The sequence below is a fragment of the Flavobacteriales bacterium genome (genome assembly GCA_025210805.1).
GTDB lineage: Bacteria > Bacteroidota > Bacteroidia > Flavobacteriales > CAJXXR01 > JAOAQX01.
This window is the reverse complement of sequence record JAOAQX010000003.1, coordinates 181843-196730: the sequence shown is the minus strand read 5'-3', so window position 1 is coordinate 196730 and position 14888 is coordinate 181843. Positions and strand designations below refer to the sequence as shown.

At 33.7% G+C, this 14888-nt stretch carries 17 protein-coding genes; 9 read left to right on the top strand and 8 right to left on the bottom strand.

What is annotated here, in order from left to right:
• Window positions 1-39: 39 nt before the first annotated feature.
• On the bottom strand, window positions 40-1215 hold the full coding sequence (locus N4A45_01460) for a formyltransferase family protein (protein ID MCT4663883.1): 1176 nt from the start codon (window positions 1213-1215) through the stop codon (window positions 40-42).
• A gap of 243 nt (window positions 1216-1458) precedes the next feature.
• On the opposite strand from N4A45_01460, the gene N4A45_01455 reads away from it, so the two are divergent.
• From N4A45_01455 to N4A45_01445, 3 genes are read left to right on the top strand one after another with little or no spacing between them, the layout of a single operon-like run.
• The gene (locus N4A45_01455) at window positions 1459-2466 is read left to right on the top strand and encodes a Wzz/FepE/Etk N-terminal domain-containing protein (protein MCT4663882.1); all 1008 of its coding nucleotides are present in this window, start codon (window positions 1459-1461) and stop codon (window positions 2464-2466) included.
• A 7-nt stretch (window positions 2467-2473) separates the two neighbouring features.
• A complete protein-coding gene (locus N4A45_01450) occupies window positions 2474-3934 on the top strand; it encodes an O-antigen ligase family protein (protein ID MCT4663881.1) in 1461 nt (486 codons plus the stop codon).
• 2 nt (window positions 3935-3936) lie between these two features.
• Complete coding sequence (locus tag N4A45_01445) at window positions 3937-4296, top strand: Na(+)-translocating NADH-quinone reductase subunit F (protein MCT4663880.1); 360 nt, start codon at window positions 3937-3939, stop codon at window positions 4294-4296.
• A 181-nt stretch (window positions 4297-4477) separates the two neighbouring features.
• On the opposite strand, the gene N4A45_01440 is transcribed toward N4A45_01445, so the two are convergent.
• From N4A45_01440 to N4A45_01420, 5 genes are all read right to left on the bottom strand, one after another.
• Window positions 4478-5107, bottom strand: a complete 630-nt coding sequence (locus tag N4A45_01440; GenBank protein ID MCT4663879.1) for a hypothetical protein — start codon at window positions 5105-5107, stop codon at window positions 4478-4480.
• 253 nt (window positions 5108-5360) lie between these two features.
• Entirely contained in the window at window positions 5361-5990 is a 630-nt protein-coding gene (locus tag N4A45_01435; GenBank protein ID MCT4663878.1) for a hypothetical protein, read from the bottom strand.
• Between the two features lie 10 nt (window positions 5991-6000).
• Window positions 6001-6231: a hypothetical protein gene (locus tag N4A45_01430; GenBank protein MCT4663877.1), complete on the bottom strand. Its 231-nt coding sequence runs from the start codon at window positions 6229-6231 to the stop codon at window positions 6001-6003.
• Window positions 6232-6506: 275 nt separating this feature from the next.
• Window positions 6507-7412, bottom strand: coding sequence for a hypothetical protein (locus tag N4A45_01425; GenBank protein ID MCT4663876.1), 906 nt, complete (start codon window positions 7410-7412; stop codon window positions 6507-6509).
• A gap of 359 nt (window positions 7413-7771) precedes the next feature.
• A complete protein-coding gene (locus N4A45_01420) occupies window positions 7772-8701 on the bottom strand; it encodes an Rpn family recombination-promoting nuclease/putative transposase (GenBank protein MCT4663875.1) in 930 nt (309 codons plus the stop codon).
• Between the two features lie 294 nt (window positions 8702-8995).
• Here N4A45_01420 and folE point away from each other — a divergent pair, with 294 nt between their 5' ends.
• Together folE and fabD are read left to right on the top strand one after the other, a co-directional pair.
• On the top strand, window positions 8996-9580 hold the full coding sequence (gene folE, locus N4A45_01415) for a GTP cyclohydrolase I FolE (GenBank protein MCT4663874.1): 585 nt from the start codon (window positions 8996-8998) through the stop codon (window positions 9578-9580).
• A gap of 5 nt (window positions 9581-9585) precedes the next feature.
• The gene (fabD, locus tag N4A45_01410; protein MCT4663873.1) at window positions 9586-10476 is read left to right on the top strand and encodes an ACP S-malonyltransferase; all 891 of its coding nucleotides are present in this window, start codon (window positions 9586-9588) and stop codon (window positions 10474-10476) included.
• A 498-nt stretch (window positions 10477-10974) separates the two neighbouring features.
• Here the strand turns inward: fabD and N4A45_01405 are convergent, their stop codons facing one another.
• Window positions 10975-11709 (bottom strand): DUF2807 domain-containing protein, encoded by a 735-nt coding sequence (locus N4A45_01405; protein MCT4663872.1) that lies wholly within the window; start codon window positions 11707-11709, stop codon window positions 10975-10977.
• Between the two features lie 167 nt (window positions 11710-11876).
• Between N4A45_01405 and N4A45_01400 the strand changes: the two genes are divergently transcribed.
• The 4 genes from N4A45_01400 to N4A45_01385 all read left to right on the top strand — a co-directional run bounded on the left by N4A45_01400 (window position 11877) and on the right by N4A45_01385 (window position 14077).
• A complete protein-coding gene (locus tag N4A45_01400) occupies window positions 11877-12608 on the top strand; it encodes a pyridoxine 5'-phosphate synthase (GenBank protein ID MCT4663871.1) in 732 nt (243 codons plus the stop codon).
• Window positions 12589-13365: an alpha/beta fold hydrolase gene (locus tag N4A45_01395; GenBank protein ID MCT4663870.1), complete on the top strand. Its 777-nt coding sequence runs from the start codon at window positions 12589-12591 to the stop codon at window positions 13363-13365. The genes N4A45_01400 and N4A45_01395 overlap by 20 nt, the downstream gene beginning before the upstream one ends.
• Before the next feature lies 1 nt (window position 13366).
• Window positions 13367-13591, top strand: a complete 225-nt coding sequence (locus N4A45_01390) for an AtpZ/AtpI family protein (GenBank protein ID MCT4663869.1) — start codon at window positions 13367-13369, stop codon at window positions 13589-13591.
• Between the two features lie 69 nt (window positions 13592-13660).
• Window positions 13661-14077: a DUF6168 family protein gene (locus N4A45_01385; GenBank protein ID MCT4663868.1), complete on the top strand. Its 417-nt coding sequence runs from the start codon at window positions 13661-13663 to the stop codon at window positions 14075-14077.
• Between the two features lie 7 nt (window positions 14078-14084).
• Here the strand turns inward: N4A45_01385 and N4A45_01380 are convergent, their stop codons facing one another.
• Window positions 14085-14873, bottom strand: a complete 789-nt coding sequence (locus N4A45_01380; protein ID MCT4663867.1) for a class I SAM-dependent methyltransferase — start codon at window positions 14871-14873, stop codon at window positions 14085-14087.
• Window positions 14874-14888: the final 15 nt, after the last annotated feature.

The following is a 14888-nucleotide window of genomic DNA, read 5'->3' as shown; positions in this document are numbered from 1 at the left end:
TGCTTTTTTTATACACGAATGAATTTACTTTTTTGTTTTTTACACAAAGGGTTCTAATAGATTATTTGGGTCATATTGAAAAATATTTAAGCCATTTGTATCTGTCTTTTCTAAATCGGGTTTATGAGTCAATACAAGCTCTAGCATTCTACTGTCTCCCGTGTTTTTCAAACAAGACAAAGCATACATAGTTATATTTGTTCCTTTGTAATTTACTCCGTTTGGGTTTGCTCCTTGCTCCAATAAATATTGAGCAAGTGCTAAATGGTTATTGTAAACAGCTAATATTAAAGCATTCCATCCCTTTTTATTTCTCAAATCTATTTCTGGAACATAAGGTATTATTTCTTTGATTTTTTTCAAATCACCATTTTTTGCTGCTTCCCAAAATTGCTTGTAGTAATCTTTGTATAGCGTAATATCAAAATCTATTGTTGCAATGGTAATTCCACAGTCATCTTCATCAATAATCGTTTTAGGTTTTTGATTGCTTTTATTTGTACTAATGGAAGTTTTATAGATTTCCCATTCTCCAAATTTCATCATTTGGTAGGGTCTAAAAGTAAAAGCTCTAAACTGATTCCTAATTTCTTCAGCCGTTTTGTTATAATCGATTTCAAGATTTGAGTAATCAATAGTTTTTTTGGAATAATAAGAGCTATTTCTGCTAGATTGTGGAGTGCTATCATATTTCCCTGACACTAGATTGTCAATGTTTTTTATCACAATACTTATTCCATAATCCATATAGGTTTTATACAGAATTTCACTATTTTCTATATACTTTATCGGGAATATTAATTGATCAATAATATCACCCGTATCGATTCCTGCATCTATTTTATGTAGCGTTACCCCCGAAAATTCCTCGCCATGCAGTAAAGGTAAGGCTGAAGTAAACATGCCTTTATACTGTGGTAAAGCCGAAAAATGAATATTAAACAACTCTTTTGTTTTAAATAATTCGGGTTTTATAATTCGATCAAATTCCATGGAGAAAAATACTAAATCCTCCAATTCATACAGCTCTTCAAGGTTAGTTTCTTTTATTCCTTCCTTTCTAGCAAATGAGTGAAAAGAAGGTTGCCAAGAGTCCTCACCATGATCATTTTTGTTCCTTATGTATAAGAAATTAGAGTCTTTATGTTTGTTCTTGAGATAGGCTAATATAGAGATGGCAATCTCATTTTTTCCTGCTACACAGATATGTTTCATTGTATGATGTAATTTTTTTTTTGCTTGAATTCCTAATATTTAGTGCTAAAATTAGTGATTAAATTTTATATACTTATTAGACTTGATGAAATCTGTATTTAAAACATTCGATTTGTTATAATTTTTAACTTTTTAGTTAAAAACTGATTGCAAAAAAAATAATGAACAATTTCTTTCGTTTATATTTGCATGCTAAAGCGAAGCTTTTGTATCCTTAAACCAGAAAATCACACATTCTTAAATATGTCGGATCAATCTTATTTTCAAGCAAAAGACCTTATCAAATTTGTTCTCAAAAACTGGAAAACCTTCCTAATTGTAGGGGTTGTTGCAGTAGTTCTTTCTATTATTTTCTCGAGTAGTACTTTTATCAGACCAAAATACAAGTCTATCGCAACGGTGTATGCAACTACTACTCCGTCTGTTTCGGCAGCACTTACGGTGGAGGATAATCCTTATCGTAAAAATGTTTTAGAATTTGGAGAAGAAGAAAATGCAGAACAACTTATTCAAATTCTTAGATCGGATATGATTAAAGAAGTGATCATTAAAGAATTTGAACTCGGAAAACATTATTGGTTAGATCCAAATCATGAAAAATATGAAGCTTGGCTCGATAATTTGTATAGAAAACACATTACCTTTAAAAAAAATTCCTATTTAGCTGTTGAGATCAATGTGGTAGACTATGATGCCCAAAGAGCCGCAGATATTGCTAACAGAATCGTTGAGTTGATTGATGAAGTAATACTAAAAATCAAAACGGATAGAGCTAAAGAAGCCTTAGTAATAATGGAAGAATATGCCCGTAAAGTTCAAGCAGAAATGGATTCTATTAATAGAGAGGCAACATCTTATTTTGGTGAAGGATATATTTCGGCAGATCAACAATCTCAAAAACTTTCAGAACAATTGGGTATTGCTATCCGTAATAATAATAAACGCGCTGAAGGAAAAATACGAGAAGAATTAAAGAAATTGGGAAAATATGCCGCTCAGATTTATCAGTTTGAACATCGAGCTATGTATCTCAATAGAAATTTGGAAATAACGAGAAAGCAGCTGCATAATATTCAAATAGACAATCTAAAACCAATGACCAATAAATTTGTAATCAACAAAGCTAAACCTGCTTACAAAAAACATTATCCAATACGTTCATTGATTGTAATTGGTGCAGCTCTTTTAGCATTTGTTATTACTCTTACAGTATTGTATTTCAAAGAAAATATTCACGAATTTAAATCCTAATTCTTCTTTGGAAAATCTCCTGAATATACTCAAAGGTGAAAAAGCTCATTTTTGGATTCCTATTTTGGTTTCTGTTTTTTTTCTTGGGCTTTCCACTTATTTCCTCCAACAAGACAAATTGGTTTTTGCTGTGGCAGTTCCTTTTGTGCTTGTGGTTGTTTATTGGGTGATATTCAAGATTGATTATTTTTTCTATTTGCTTGCCATAACCATTCCTTTGAGTGCTTCTTTGGAGGAGTTTGGAATTTATACCTCTATGGCAATTGATATTTCTTTACCAGCGGAGCCCATTTTGGTGTTTTTGTTAGGGGTTTCTTTTTATAAATTCTTCTTCTATTTTGATGACTTTAGAGGAATGAGAAAGCATCCTATCTTTATCGCTTTACTCGTTTATTTGCTCGCCATGCTTTTTTCTGTAGTTACCAGTGAAATGCCTTTGGTGGCTATTAAATCCTTTATTTCTAAATGGTGGTTTATATTTCCAGTCGTTATTCTAGGGTATCAATTTTTTAAGAAAGATCGAAATTATCATCAATTTTTGCTACTACTTTCGGTTTTTACTTCTATTGTAGTTTTATACTCCGTAGTGCGTTTGGCTAGTAAAGGTTTTGAGTTGCATTATGCACATTTTGTTATGCAACCTTTTTATAAGGATCATACAGTTTATGGAGCATCTATAACCTTTGTGATGTTTTTGTCATTCTTTCAAATATTTCAAAAGAACATTTCTGTTTTCTATCGATTTATTTATATCTTAACCACTGTTGTTTTGCTTATCGGAATCGGTTTTTCATATACCCGAGCAGCATGGGTGAGTATTATTGCGGCAATAGGCGTGTGGTTTTTAATAAAAGCCAGAATTCCTTTTAAATATGTCTTAGGATTAGGACTCATTTTAGGAACAACGGTTTATTCATACTGGGATGATATTTATTTTGCTTTAAACAAAAACTCTCAAGATTCCTCAGGAAATATTACTGAGCACATCAATTCTATGTCCAATATTTCTACCGATGCATCTAATGTAGAACGACTTAATAGATGGTTTTGTGCAATCGAACTCTGGAAAGAAAAGCCCATTACGGGTTGGGGACCAGGAACCTACCAATTTGAGTACGGACGTTTTCAAAAATCCTATAGTAGAAGCCTTATTTCTACTAATGATGGAAACCTTGGAAATGCGCATAGTGAATTTTTAGGTTCACTTGCAGACTCGGGGGTGATAGGCTTTTTGGGTCTGGCAATTTTACTCTATGTGTTTTTTTCGCAGTCAATTAAATTGTATTATCGGGTAGAAAACCCCGATTATAAATATTGGGTTATGGCAGCAATATTAGGAAACGCTTCCTATTTTACACATGGAATCCTCAATAATTACCTCGATACCGAAAAAGTAGCCGTTTTTGTTTGGTTGGCATTCTCAATCATCATTATTATTGATAATAAAGACCGAAAAGCGATCTCTTAGTTATGAAATACACTCCTCAAGAACTTCATCAAATAGCCATGACCACAGTGGGGAAAAAACTCGAAAAAAAAGGTTTTGAGTTTCTTGCCATTAACTCTACTTATGGTAAAAACCCTCAATTTGTATGTCAAAAGGATCGTAAACTCAGTTTTGTTCTGGTAAAACACGTGCTATATCCTGCAAATCCTGATGAATTTAACACCATCTGGATGGAAGCCATGAAACAACATGCAAAAGATAAAGAAGCTAGGTTATATTACGCAGGTGTAGGAATTGCGAATGATTCAGACCTGGAAGAATACCCTGAAAAGGACCAAGATGTATTGATTAAGTTTTCGGGGAATATCAAAAGGATTTTATAGAGAATATCGCTATAATATTTTAGTGATAAAGTTTTGAAATTATCAGTATCATTTGATCAAAAGAAGTCTAAATAATGAGTGTTTTGTTGTATGCTGATTTTCATACTGGCTACCAAGTCCAACTTGGTAGTGGCGATTCACTTTGCGGTAGCTGGGGTACATGGTTGTTTGCTATTTTGTACTACGGCTTCTTTTCAGTACCAAAAATCTCAGTCTCTTCGTACAAATGATAGAATTTTAAGGCTGGATTATCTCTATTAAAAAGATTTGGTTTTGGATGTAACTTCGTTAACTTATGAAACAATTCCCTAAAATCTAAATATTCTCTATTTTTAAAAAATGGAATACCAAAAATATGAGGAGCTCTTGATTGAGCACTAAAAAGTCTATGATTTATAAAATCTACAAAAACTATACGATAATCAAAGACAACCGATTCAATCATAGCCTCGTATGTAGTATCCCAAGGATTAATCTCAGCATGTGAATATTGGGTTACGTTAGATGCAGAGAAAATATTATTATTCTTTCTTGAGAACATATCAATACTCACTCTACCTGCTTGATAGGTATATTTTCTATATCTACCCTTTTTAAAAAGAAACCCTTTAAGAGTTGATCTATTTCCTCCTTTTGAGAAAAAGAAAATAGCAGAATCACAAGTATATACCTTTTTATCATTCAGTATGTAATATAGTTCTTTTGCTGAATGGTTCTTTGGTTTAAATTTATTTTGAGAATATACATCAGTACTTGATGATACTAAAAAGATCATTAAAAAAAAACTAAATAAATACTGAGTTGATCCCATTCCGTTTTGTGAAGTTTATAATGTGTCATGCCCCCGTTACCGCTAATTTCACTTGGCTGGACACTTTGAGCATCACACTAAGTTAATCATTTTCACAAGAACAAAACACTCAATAGCTTTTTATTGAGTGTTTTGTTGGTTCTTTTATTTTCATGTTGGTTACTAAGTACAGTAGCGATTAATGGTGTATTATTCATTGGCGGTAGCTGAGATTTGTTAAATATTCTATTTGATGGAGTTGAAGTAAAAATAACTAAGAGCACCATATATATATCTTTCCTTTATCAATCAAGAAATGATTAGAGTAGTCATATCTCATGGATTCAACTTTTTCTTTAGGTTTCTGAGCAGGAATTGTGTTGAGAATAGATTGTGCCTTTTTAGGATTATCTATAAACAATTTACCTAGAGAAGGAAGCTTGTGCCCATTGGTGTTTAGGAGTAATGTATAGCTATCCGTCTCATAAACTTTATTAAATTTCAACAAATCCATTTTCTTTGTATTTATCTTAATTTTTTCGAGATAAGGGTGCCTTATTCTATTGTGTTTTTGATATGCTTTATCTCTCAAAAAGTCTTTATCGACAAAGTTGGCTAATTGGATAAACCCAAATTGTTCAGATAATAGTTCAATAAGGATCACCGCTTTTTCCCCCGTTTTGTCTTCAACCATTTTTGCTATGCCTGTAATGGATAATGTTCTAAGTAAAAAATCAGGATCGTTCCAGTAAAATAAATAATTATCAAATCGATGATTTTCTGATACAACCTTTAAATGGTTAGGACGAGAGGTGATAATTTCTCCATTAATAATAGGTTTTTTCGTTGTACTACAGGCGTTAATTACTAATGCAAATAGAAGTATATAAAACGTTTTTTTCATTTTGATAAATTTAAAAAGAATATAATTCTTCTGATGTGAGTGGGGATCCATGTCCTCCATGAATATTTCTACCGGTCATATAACCAGAATTATCGTTTAGAAACCCTTTGTAGTTTTGCATAAAGAAATGTCTGTTTTCAAAGGCTCCTATCACAATAAAACCTTGAGGGTATAGCACTTCATCATTAAGCATTGTAGTGAAATCAGACTCTTCATCAAGGTTTCCCTCCGCCCCCGCCAATTTTTAATTGACTGGACACTCTGAGCATCACACTAAGTTAATCATTTTCACAAGAACAAAACACTCAATAGATTCTTATTAAGTGTTTTGTATTCTTGTAGATTTTTGATACTCATTACGGTGTTTATTATTCTCATTATGGCTACCAAGTGAAACTTGGCAGTAGCGATTTACTGTGCGATATTCATTTGCGATAGCGGGGTATTTTACCTTTAAGTATATTCACGTAAGAAATGATATCAATTGTTTAGCATTTTTGTTGCTGTATCAGTTTTTTACCAAAGAAGATATTTTCCAATGCCATTAGGCAGGTCTTTGGTGTCAAAATAGTCTTCTTCGGGTTTTTGGTTATATTCAGACCAATGAATGATTTTGGTGTTAAATGTAAAAAGCAATCCATTTTCATCATAAGACAAAAAGGTAATTTCTCCTTTGTAGGGATAATATTTCACTTTATACAAATCATCAACTGCCCCATAATGCCAAGTCATTTTTACTTGGTCTTGTTCAGGATGTTTGAGTGAAAAAGTTTTCCCTATAAGATTTTCTAAGGGTTTAGCTATTTTAAAATCTACAGTATATCCAAAACTATATTCGGTTCCTTGAATCCAAAGTGTATCCGCAGTTTCTGTAAAGATGAGTTCTTCATTGCTTTTATAAAAATCTCCATTATTCACTTGCCAATCAAAAGTGGCGTGCAAACCATTGGGTAAGCCAGCAAAGCCAGAAGAGTCTATATAGGTACGGATAATATAGTCGTCTTTATCTACTCTCAAGTTTTTTGCAAAGCCTGCCTGTAAGGTATCATTATTCTCTAGTACAGCCATAAAAGTAAAATTTGTATAAAAATTCAGATAACTGATATCCATCCATCCTTCTTTTACTTTCAGTTGTTTTCCCTTTGAGGAATACGTTAAATAATGAGGGCTATTAGCTCCCAAAGGGTAATGCCCTACCAATAATTTGTTCGTACCGCTATGGAGGTGAAAATGTAATCGGTCATGATCCAGAACGGCCTCTATATCTAGCGTACTATCTGTAAACAATGAGGTATAAGTATCTGTAGTAAATACTTCCTTATTAAGTTCAAACTGAAGCGTCATAGGATAGGTTTCTTCTTTTTGACAAGAAAAAATTGCAATAATCAAGGGTAGAACAAGAGTCCATTTAATAAAGTTCATAGCAAATAGTTTTAATTATTGTGTATAAAAACAATTATACCATAATTTATGGTGTTAATTTACGTATCGTGATTAGAGCTTTATTGTTTAATAAGTTCTTTGACCCATAATTGATTCTTGCTCCTAATTTCCAAAAAGTAGATTCCCCCGCCCCCGCCAAGTTTCACTTGGTTGGACAACTGATAATCATACCAAATTAACCATTTTTACAAGAACAACAAAACACTCAATGGCTTTTTATTGAGTGTTTTATTTTTATTTCGGTTGCGAAGTGAACTTGGTAGTAATGATTTTGCTTTGTGGTAACTGGGGGCTTTAAGTACCAAAAACAATTACAACGAATATCATCAAGTTTTGCCTTATTGCTCTTCTTGAATTTTTTTGATTTCTTCTTCGGTTAAGCCTGTTGATGAAATAATAATATCAATTGATACATGACTTTTTAATAATGCTTTGGCTGTTTGAATACTTTGAGCTTTCTTGCCTTGTTCAATTCCTTGTTCAATTCCTTGTTCAATTCCTTGTTCAATTCCTTCAGCTTTACCATCCAATTTACCTTCCATGTATTTAGTTTCAAAAGAATTTTCTAAATCTCGATAAACTTTCATACTATCTTCATAAAACATCAGTTCTTTTCTGGATAATTTAGCTACTTCTGCCACCTCAAAAAGATGAGCAAAAACTTTTTCTTGTAGTTTATCTGGGCGTTTTTGTAGATTCGGTAAATTTCTTAGAACATAGAGCCACTTCTCAAATTGCGATTCTAATTCATCTAGTGTTTTATTGAACTTGGGCATTTCAAGATAAATAAAAGTCAATTTATCATAAAACACTTTTTTGGTTTCAATATCCGTAAGCATTACATCATAACGATATTTATCTGGGTTATGCTTATTCTCATCAAAAATAAAATCCAAAATGGCGATGGTATACACTCCTTTTAGATTAAAATCCCAAGTCAGTTTCTTGGCTTGCTCTTGGATGGGGAAAGTGGAATAATAGACCGTTCTATCCTTAAAGAAATTCTGTTTTGTCTTTTGAATCTCTACAATAAATTTCTCTCCTTTTTCATTTTCACAATAAATATCAAAAATAGCTCGTCTATCAGATTCATGACGTCCAACATGTTCATTTTTTAAATATCTGATGGACTTTATATTTCCTTCTTTCTCTTTTAAAAGTTCGTTCAGAAAATCCAATAAAAGTCCTTTGTTGGGTTCTTCACCAAACAATTTCTTAAATCCAAAGTCTGTAAAAGGATTGATATACTTTTCTTCAAATCCCGTCATAATGTATTTCTAAACTATTTTATTACTGCAAAGGTAATCTTTTTGAGAATAGGGTGTGAAATTACTCACTGTGTAGTCTTTATATATTGTTAATAATCAGTTGTAAACTCAGTGAAAATGGACTTTTCTTTTTGTCCAATACCGATATATTGTGAAAACTTAATTGTGAATGAAGAGAAGTAAACCAGTATTGAATAAGTAATCGGTGTAAGAGAATAATTTTAGAAAGTAATCGGTAAACTTAATTCGTCTTTAATAATTAACTTTGCCTCCTAATAGTTTTTGAAACAAGGGATGAACGAAGAAAAATACCCAAAAATAAAAACAGAGAAATTGGCAGAATCTTATCTCAAGATTCTCAAAGATCTTGGAGAAGATAGTGAAAGAGAAGGGCTAGAGAAAACACCAGAGCGGGTGGCTAAATCTATGCAGTTTCTTACAAGCGGGTATGAGCAAGACCCAAAAGAAATTCTCCTTTCAGCCATGTTTGATGAAGATTATCAAGATCCAGTAATTGTAAAAGAAATTGAATTCTATAGTCTTTGTGAGCACCATATTTTACCGTTTTTCGGGAAAGCGCATATCGCTTATATCCCAGACGGAAAAATTGTGGGATTGAGTAAAATACCCCGTATTGTGGAGGTTTTCTCAAGAAGACTACAAGTACAAGAAAGATTGACAAGACAGATAAAAGAATGTATTGAAGAAGTGCTGCAACCAAAAGGGGTAGCGGTAGTTCTTGAAGCGCAACACATGTGTATGCAAATGCGTGGAGTAGAATCTCAAAAATCCATAACCACCACCACTGCTTTTAGTGGTAAGTATGCAGAGGATTTTATGATGAAAAATGAATTCTTACATTTAATATCTCTTAAATAGACTGTATGATGAAACAAGCCTATGTATTCCCTGGTCAAGGAGCCCAATTCACAGGAATGGGAAAAGACCTTTATGAAAATTCGGCGGAAGCCAAAGAATTATTCGAAAAAGCCAATGAAATCCTTGGTTTTCGTATTACCGACATCATGTTTGAGGGTAGTGCCGAAGAATTAAAACAAACAAAAGTAACCCAACCAGCCATCTTTTTGCATTCCACAATTTTGGCTACCGTTTTGGGGGATAATTTCCAACCATCAGCCGTTGCAGGTCACTCTTTAGGTGAGCTTTCGGCTTTAGTTGCCAGTAAAGCTATCGATTTTGAAAGTGGTCTCAAACTCGTTGCACAAAGAGCCAACGCTATGCAAAAAGCCTGCGAAGCAAAACCTTCTACTATGGCAGCAGTGTTGGGTCTTGAAGACGAAGTGGTAGAGCAAGTTTGTCAAGAAACCGAAGGGGTAGTAGTGGCAGCAAATTATAATTGTCCAGGTCAGTTGGTAATTTCTGGAGAAATTGAAGCCGTAGAAAAAGCTTGTGAAACGCTTAAAGAAAAAGGAGCCAGACGTGCTTTACTTCTTCCTGTAGGTGGAGCATTCCACAGCCCATTGATGGAGCCCGCAGCAGAAGCTTTGGCAAAAGCTATTGAAGAAACAGTATTCAAAAAACCTGTTTGCCCAGTGTATCAAAACGTAACGGCAAGCCCAATTGAAGATCCTGAGATTATCAAAATCAATCTAATTGCTCAGTTGACTGCTCCAGTAAAATGGACACAAACTATGATCAAAATGATTGAAGACGGAGTAGAGTCTTTTACAGAAGTAGGTCCAGGAAAAGTCCTTCAAGGATTGGTTAAAAAAGTAGATAGAAAATTCCCTACAAGTTCTGCCTCTGTTGAGTAATAGAACTTGTGAGTAAAAGATAAAAACCCATTTGAAATTATTTTTTCAAATGGGTTTTTTGTTTTTTCCCCTTTGAAGTGCATGTCAGTTCGAGTGTTTTTTGATGAAATGCAATGGAGTCAAAAATTTTATCGAGAATAGCATACGATAATCAAAAAAGTTCTCGATACAATTCCTTTTCCGTTTCTCTCCAAAGAAATCACTCGAACTGACAGAGATATAAAAATTGTATGCTTTTGTCAGTTCGAGTGGTTTTTGATAGAATGCAATGGAGTCAAAAATTTTATCGAGAATAGCATACGATAATCAAAAAAGTTCTCGATACAATTTCTTTTCCGCTGCTCTCCAAAGAAATCACTCGAACTGACAGGAATATAAAGATTGTATTGCTTTTGTCAGTTCGAGTGGTTTTTGATGAAATGCAATGGAGTCAAAAATTTTATCGAGAACAGGATCGTTCAGTTTTTGAAATCATTTTATACCACATTAGGGTATTCATTACTCACCCAAAGAACGCACAGATCCTCCAGAGTTACGAGTGATATCTTTATGGTTTGGTTTTCCATAATATTTGATAGATCCACCGCTAGTTGCTTTTGCTTCTATTTTTTTGTTTACATGGATTTTTATTGAAGCTCCAGAATTTGCATGTGCACTCAGGTTTTCTGTTTGAAGATTTTTGGCTCTAATAGACGAGCCACTGGTGGCTCTTAGATCCGATTTTTCGGTTTTTCCTGCCACTTCAAGGCTTGCTCCGCTATTTGCTGTAGCGCCTAAGAATGAATTGTCTATTTCTATTTCAATACCTGCACCAGAAGTAGCCTTTGCATAAAGTTTTTGTTCTTTAAGGATATTTTTAGATTTAAAATAAGCTCCCGAAGTCACTAAGACATCGGTAATAGAAGGGGCAGAAAGATAGACTTCTTTTTTTTCTACATTTCTCACCATTTTTTTATTGTAGATATGGAGCGTTTGGTCCTTTACTTCCGTGATGAGATTTTCTTGAATATTTTCATCGGCAATTACTCTCAAGCTAGTTTGGGCTGATTCGGTGAAAAAAACTTCAATTCCCGAACTGACTTTTATTTTCGTAAAAGGTTCCTGAATATTCCTTTCTTGAGTAACTACATGGTGATTGCCTTCTATTCCAAACCACTCTGAAGTATTGGAAGCACAAGAAACAAGGCTTAAAATAAATAGGGAACTCAAAAACTTAAGGACAAACTTTTTCATAATTCAATTTTTGTAATTCATGATGGTATAAAGGTATGCATACAGTTTCAGATTTCAAAGATGGCTTCTTGCTGTAATTTTTGTTTTATTGCTTTTCATCAAAAATCACTCGAACTGACAAAAAGAAAAACAATTCTCCTTATTTTTGCCAAACAATTTGAAAGAAAATGACTTTACTAAGTGTCAATATCAATAAAGCCGCTACGCTCAGAAATGCCCGTGGAGGTAATAATCCCAATGTTTTACAATTTGCATTGGATTGTGAAAAATTTGGAGCTCAAGGAATCACCGTGCATCCTCGCCCAGATGAAAGACATATTCGCTATGCCGATGTGTCTGATTTAAAAAAACATATTGCTACAGAACTTAATATTGAGGGATATCCTAATGAGAAATTCGTGGATTTAGTTCTTGCAAATAAACCTGCACAGGTAACTCTAGTACCAGATCCTCCAGGAGTCCTTACCTCTAATGCAGGATGGGATTGTAAAAAGCACTTTGATTTTCTCAAAGAAATAATCGCAAAATTTAAAGCTCAAGGTATTCGCACTTCTTTGTTTATGGAGTGTGATTTAGTACAAATAGAATGGGCTGCAAAAACAGGAGCAGACCGTATAGAGCTTTATACAGAAGATTATGCCACAGGATACCATTTGGATAAAAATCAGGCAATTCAGCCATATATTTTGGCGGCTGAAAAGGCCCAATCATTAGGCTTGGGGCTCAATGCAGGTCATGATTTAGATTTGGATAACTTGGCGTATTTTGCCCAACAAATTCCCAATCTTTTGGAAGTTTCAATAGGGCATGCTTTAATTTGCGATGCACTGTATTTGGGAATTCAAAACACGATTGCTATGTATCGAAAACAATTGGCAGATGGAGATACTCAATCATAAAATACTCGGGGAGGGGAAACCTAAAAAATTGGTCATATTGCACGGACTTTTTGGGATGCTTGATAATTGGATAAGCCTTGGGAAACGTTTTGCAGAGTTTTTTGAAGTTCATTTAATTGATCAAAGAAATCATGGAAGATCTTTTCATCATCCTGTGCATAATTACCAAGAAATGGCTCAGGATTTAGTAAATTATCTCGATGCCAAAGATTTGGATCAAGTATATTTGCTAGGGCACTCTATGGGAGGAAAGACCGTGATGCAAGTTGCTTGTAGTTTTCCCGAAAGAATCGAAAAGCTTATCGTGGTGGATATTGCACCAAAATATTATCCGCCCCATCATCAGGTTATTTTACAAGGTTTGAATGCGGTAGAGACGAGCCAAATAACAAGTAGAAAACAAGCTGATGAAGTCTTGTCGAACTTTTTTGATAATCAAGCAATCAGAATGTTTTTACTCAAAAGTTTGTACCGAAAGGAAGATAAAACGTATGGTTTTAGATTCAATTTACCGACACTAGAGGCTCAAATAGAAAGTATCGGTGGAAGTTCTGATATTTCCTGTGTTTTTGATAAGCCAACAATGTTTGTGGATGGAGCGCTTTCTAATTATATTTTGGAAGAAGATCACGATTTGATAGAGGAGCATTTTCCTGATAACGAAATTGTAGAAATTCCTAATGCGGGGCATTGGGTGCATGCAGAACAAGCTGATTTGTTTTGGGAAAAAGTCATGCATTTTATCCAATATTCTTAAAATGAAAAAGCCAAAAATCCAAAAGAATATTAAAAACTATGCGGTTTTTTCTGGAATTGCCATTCAGATGGCTGCTACTATTTGGCTCGGAAACCTTTTGGGTAAATGGTTAGACGGAAAATTCCCCAATGAAGGAGAGTGGTATAGCAAAGGAATCACACTTTTGGCTATTTTTCTTTCTATTTATTCTATTATTCACCAAGTAAACAAAATGTCTAAGAATTAAACCCAGAGTATGTATAGGCATCTATTGCATCATTGGGTTTTTAAAAAACGATACTAAAAAATATTAGCCATGAAAAAACAATTGATTATAGGTTTAATCCTTGCTGTGGTAGTAAGTGTACTGCTATTTGTTATTCATAAATACATGATTAGTCCTGATTCTTTGGATTATAGTATAGATAAAGTGTATTTGTTCCATGGGATTTTTGCCATAAATATTGTTTTGTTTTCTAGTTTAGTTTCTAGTGTTATGAAGGAGTATGTCGGCTTTGTTTTTTTGGCGGTTATTTTGATTAAGATGATTTTTATTTATATCACATTTCCTGAAGTTTTAAGGTTAGAAAAATCATTGCCAAAGCATCAATTGCTCCATTTTTTGGCGCCATATTTTGCTTTTCTGATTTTTGAAGCTTATTTAGTTATTCGTTTGCTTTATTCAGATTATTTTAAAGAATTGGTCAATACACCTGAGGCGAAGGAGTCCTAAGTAGCTATTATTTTGGTTGTCCAATAATGGTATAACCCATTTGTTTTCCATTTTCCTTAAAGGCTTTTTCTATTCTCCAGACATAAGAATCTTCTTTTGGAAGATCACCTAATAAATCATTTTCGATATCTTTAAATGAGTAGATTCTCATTAATGATGTTTGACCATCGAAGGCGTACATAAATGGAATAATGGGAATTATAAAAGTGAAAACAATCTGCTGCCAAGTGCATTTTTTTACTTGTAAGGTTAAGAAAACAGCCATCAGCATTAAGATTGGGATAGAAATAGGTAACAATAAAAGCCATACTAAAAATGGGATATTGTTTTCTGCCAATTCATAAATCAAAATTCCCTCTCGGTTTTTTTGGGCGGAAGCCAAAATCTTTTTTGCCACGGGTACTGGCATGTGATGAAAACTATTAATCATGGTTTTAAAACCCCTTGGAGCTGTTTCAAAATGAGTCGCATCTACAGATTTCTCCTCATATCGAATATCGGCGTTTTGAGGTTCATTAAAACTAGAAACTACTTTTGGGTTCGGATATAAATCTGTTAAAACTAATTTGACTCCCAGTTTTTTTGCTACTTTAGGCATAATACCACCTGATCCAGAACCAAGATCCACAATTTGATCAAAGGGAATTTCTTTTTTCACTTCATTGAGTCGAGAAAACACGGCTTCATCTGCTTTTACAACATTTCCAAAAGCAATTAATAAATTGGTCATCCCAGCTCGGATGGATGAAGGAATCCAATGAAAATCTTCAAATTCGAATAGTTGTTTACGTTTCATATACTTTATTTAATA

Coding starts and splice junctions, on each gene's coding strand:
- N4A45_01460 (MCT4663883.1), bottom strand. CDS start 1,215: ATGAAACATATCTGTGTAGCAGGAAAAAATGAGATTGCCATCTCTATA.
- N4A45_01455 (MCT4663882.1), top strand. CDS start 1,459: ATGTCGGATCAATCTTATTTTCAAGCAAAAGACCTTATCAAATTTGTT.
- N4A45_01445 (MCT4663880.1), top strand. CDS start 3,937: ATGAAATACACTCCTCAAGAACTTCATCAAATAGCCATGACCACAGTG.
- N4A45_01440 (MCT4663879.1), bottom strand. CDS start 5,107: ATGGGATCAACTCAGTATTTATTTAGTTTTTTTTTAATGATCTTTTTA.
- N4A45_01435 (MCT4663878.1), bottom strand. CDS start 5,990: ATGAAAAAAACGTTTTATATACTTCTATTTGCATTAGTAATTAACGCC.
- N4A45_01425 (MCT4663876.1), bottom strand. CDS start 7,412: ATGAACTTTATTAAATGGACTCTTGTTCTACCCTTGATTATTGCAATT.
- N4A45_01420 (MCT4663875.1), bottom strand. CDS start 8,701: ATGACGGGATTTGAAGAAAAGTATATCAATCCTTTTACAGACTTTGGA.
- folE (MCT4663874.1), top strand. CDS start 8,996: ATGAACGAAGAAAAATACCCAAAAATAAAAACAGAGAAATTGGCAGAA.
- fabD (MCT4663873.1), top strand. CDS start 9,586: ATGATGAAACAAGCCTATGTATTCCCTGGTCAAGGAGCCCAATTCACA.
- N4A45_01405 (MCT4663872.1), bottom strand. CDS start 11,709: ATGAAAAAGTTTGTCCTTAAGTTTTTGAGTTCCCTATTTATTTTAAGC.
- N4A45_01400 (MCT4663871.1), top strand. CDS start 11,877: ATGACTTTACTAAGTGTCAATATCAATAAAGCCGCTACGCTCAGAAAT.
- N4A45_01395 (MCT4663870.1), top strand. CDS start 12,589: ATGGAGATACTCAATCATAAAATACTCGGGGAGGGGAAACCTAAAAAA.
- N4A45_01390 (MCT4663869.1), top strand. CDS start 13,367: ATGAAAAAGCCAAAAATCCAAAAGAATATTAAAAACTATGCGGTTTTT.
- N4A45_01385 (MCT4663868.1), top strand. CDS start 13,661: ATGAAAAAACAATTGATTATAGGTTTAATCCTTGCTGTGGTAGTAAGT.
- N4A45_01380 (MCT4663867.1), bottom strand. CDS start 14,873: ATGAAACGTAAACAACTATTCGAATTTGAAGATTTTCATTGGATTCCT.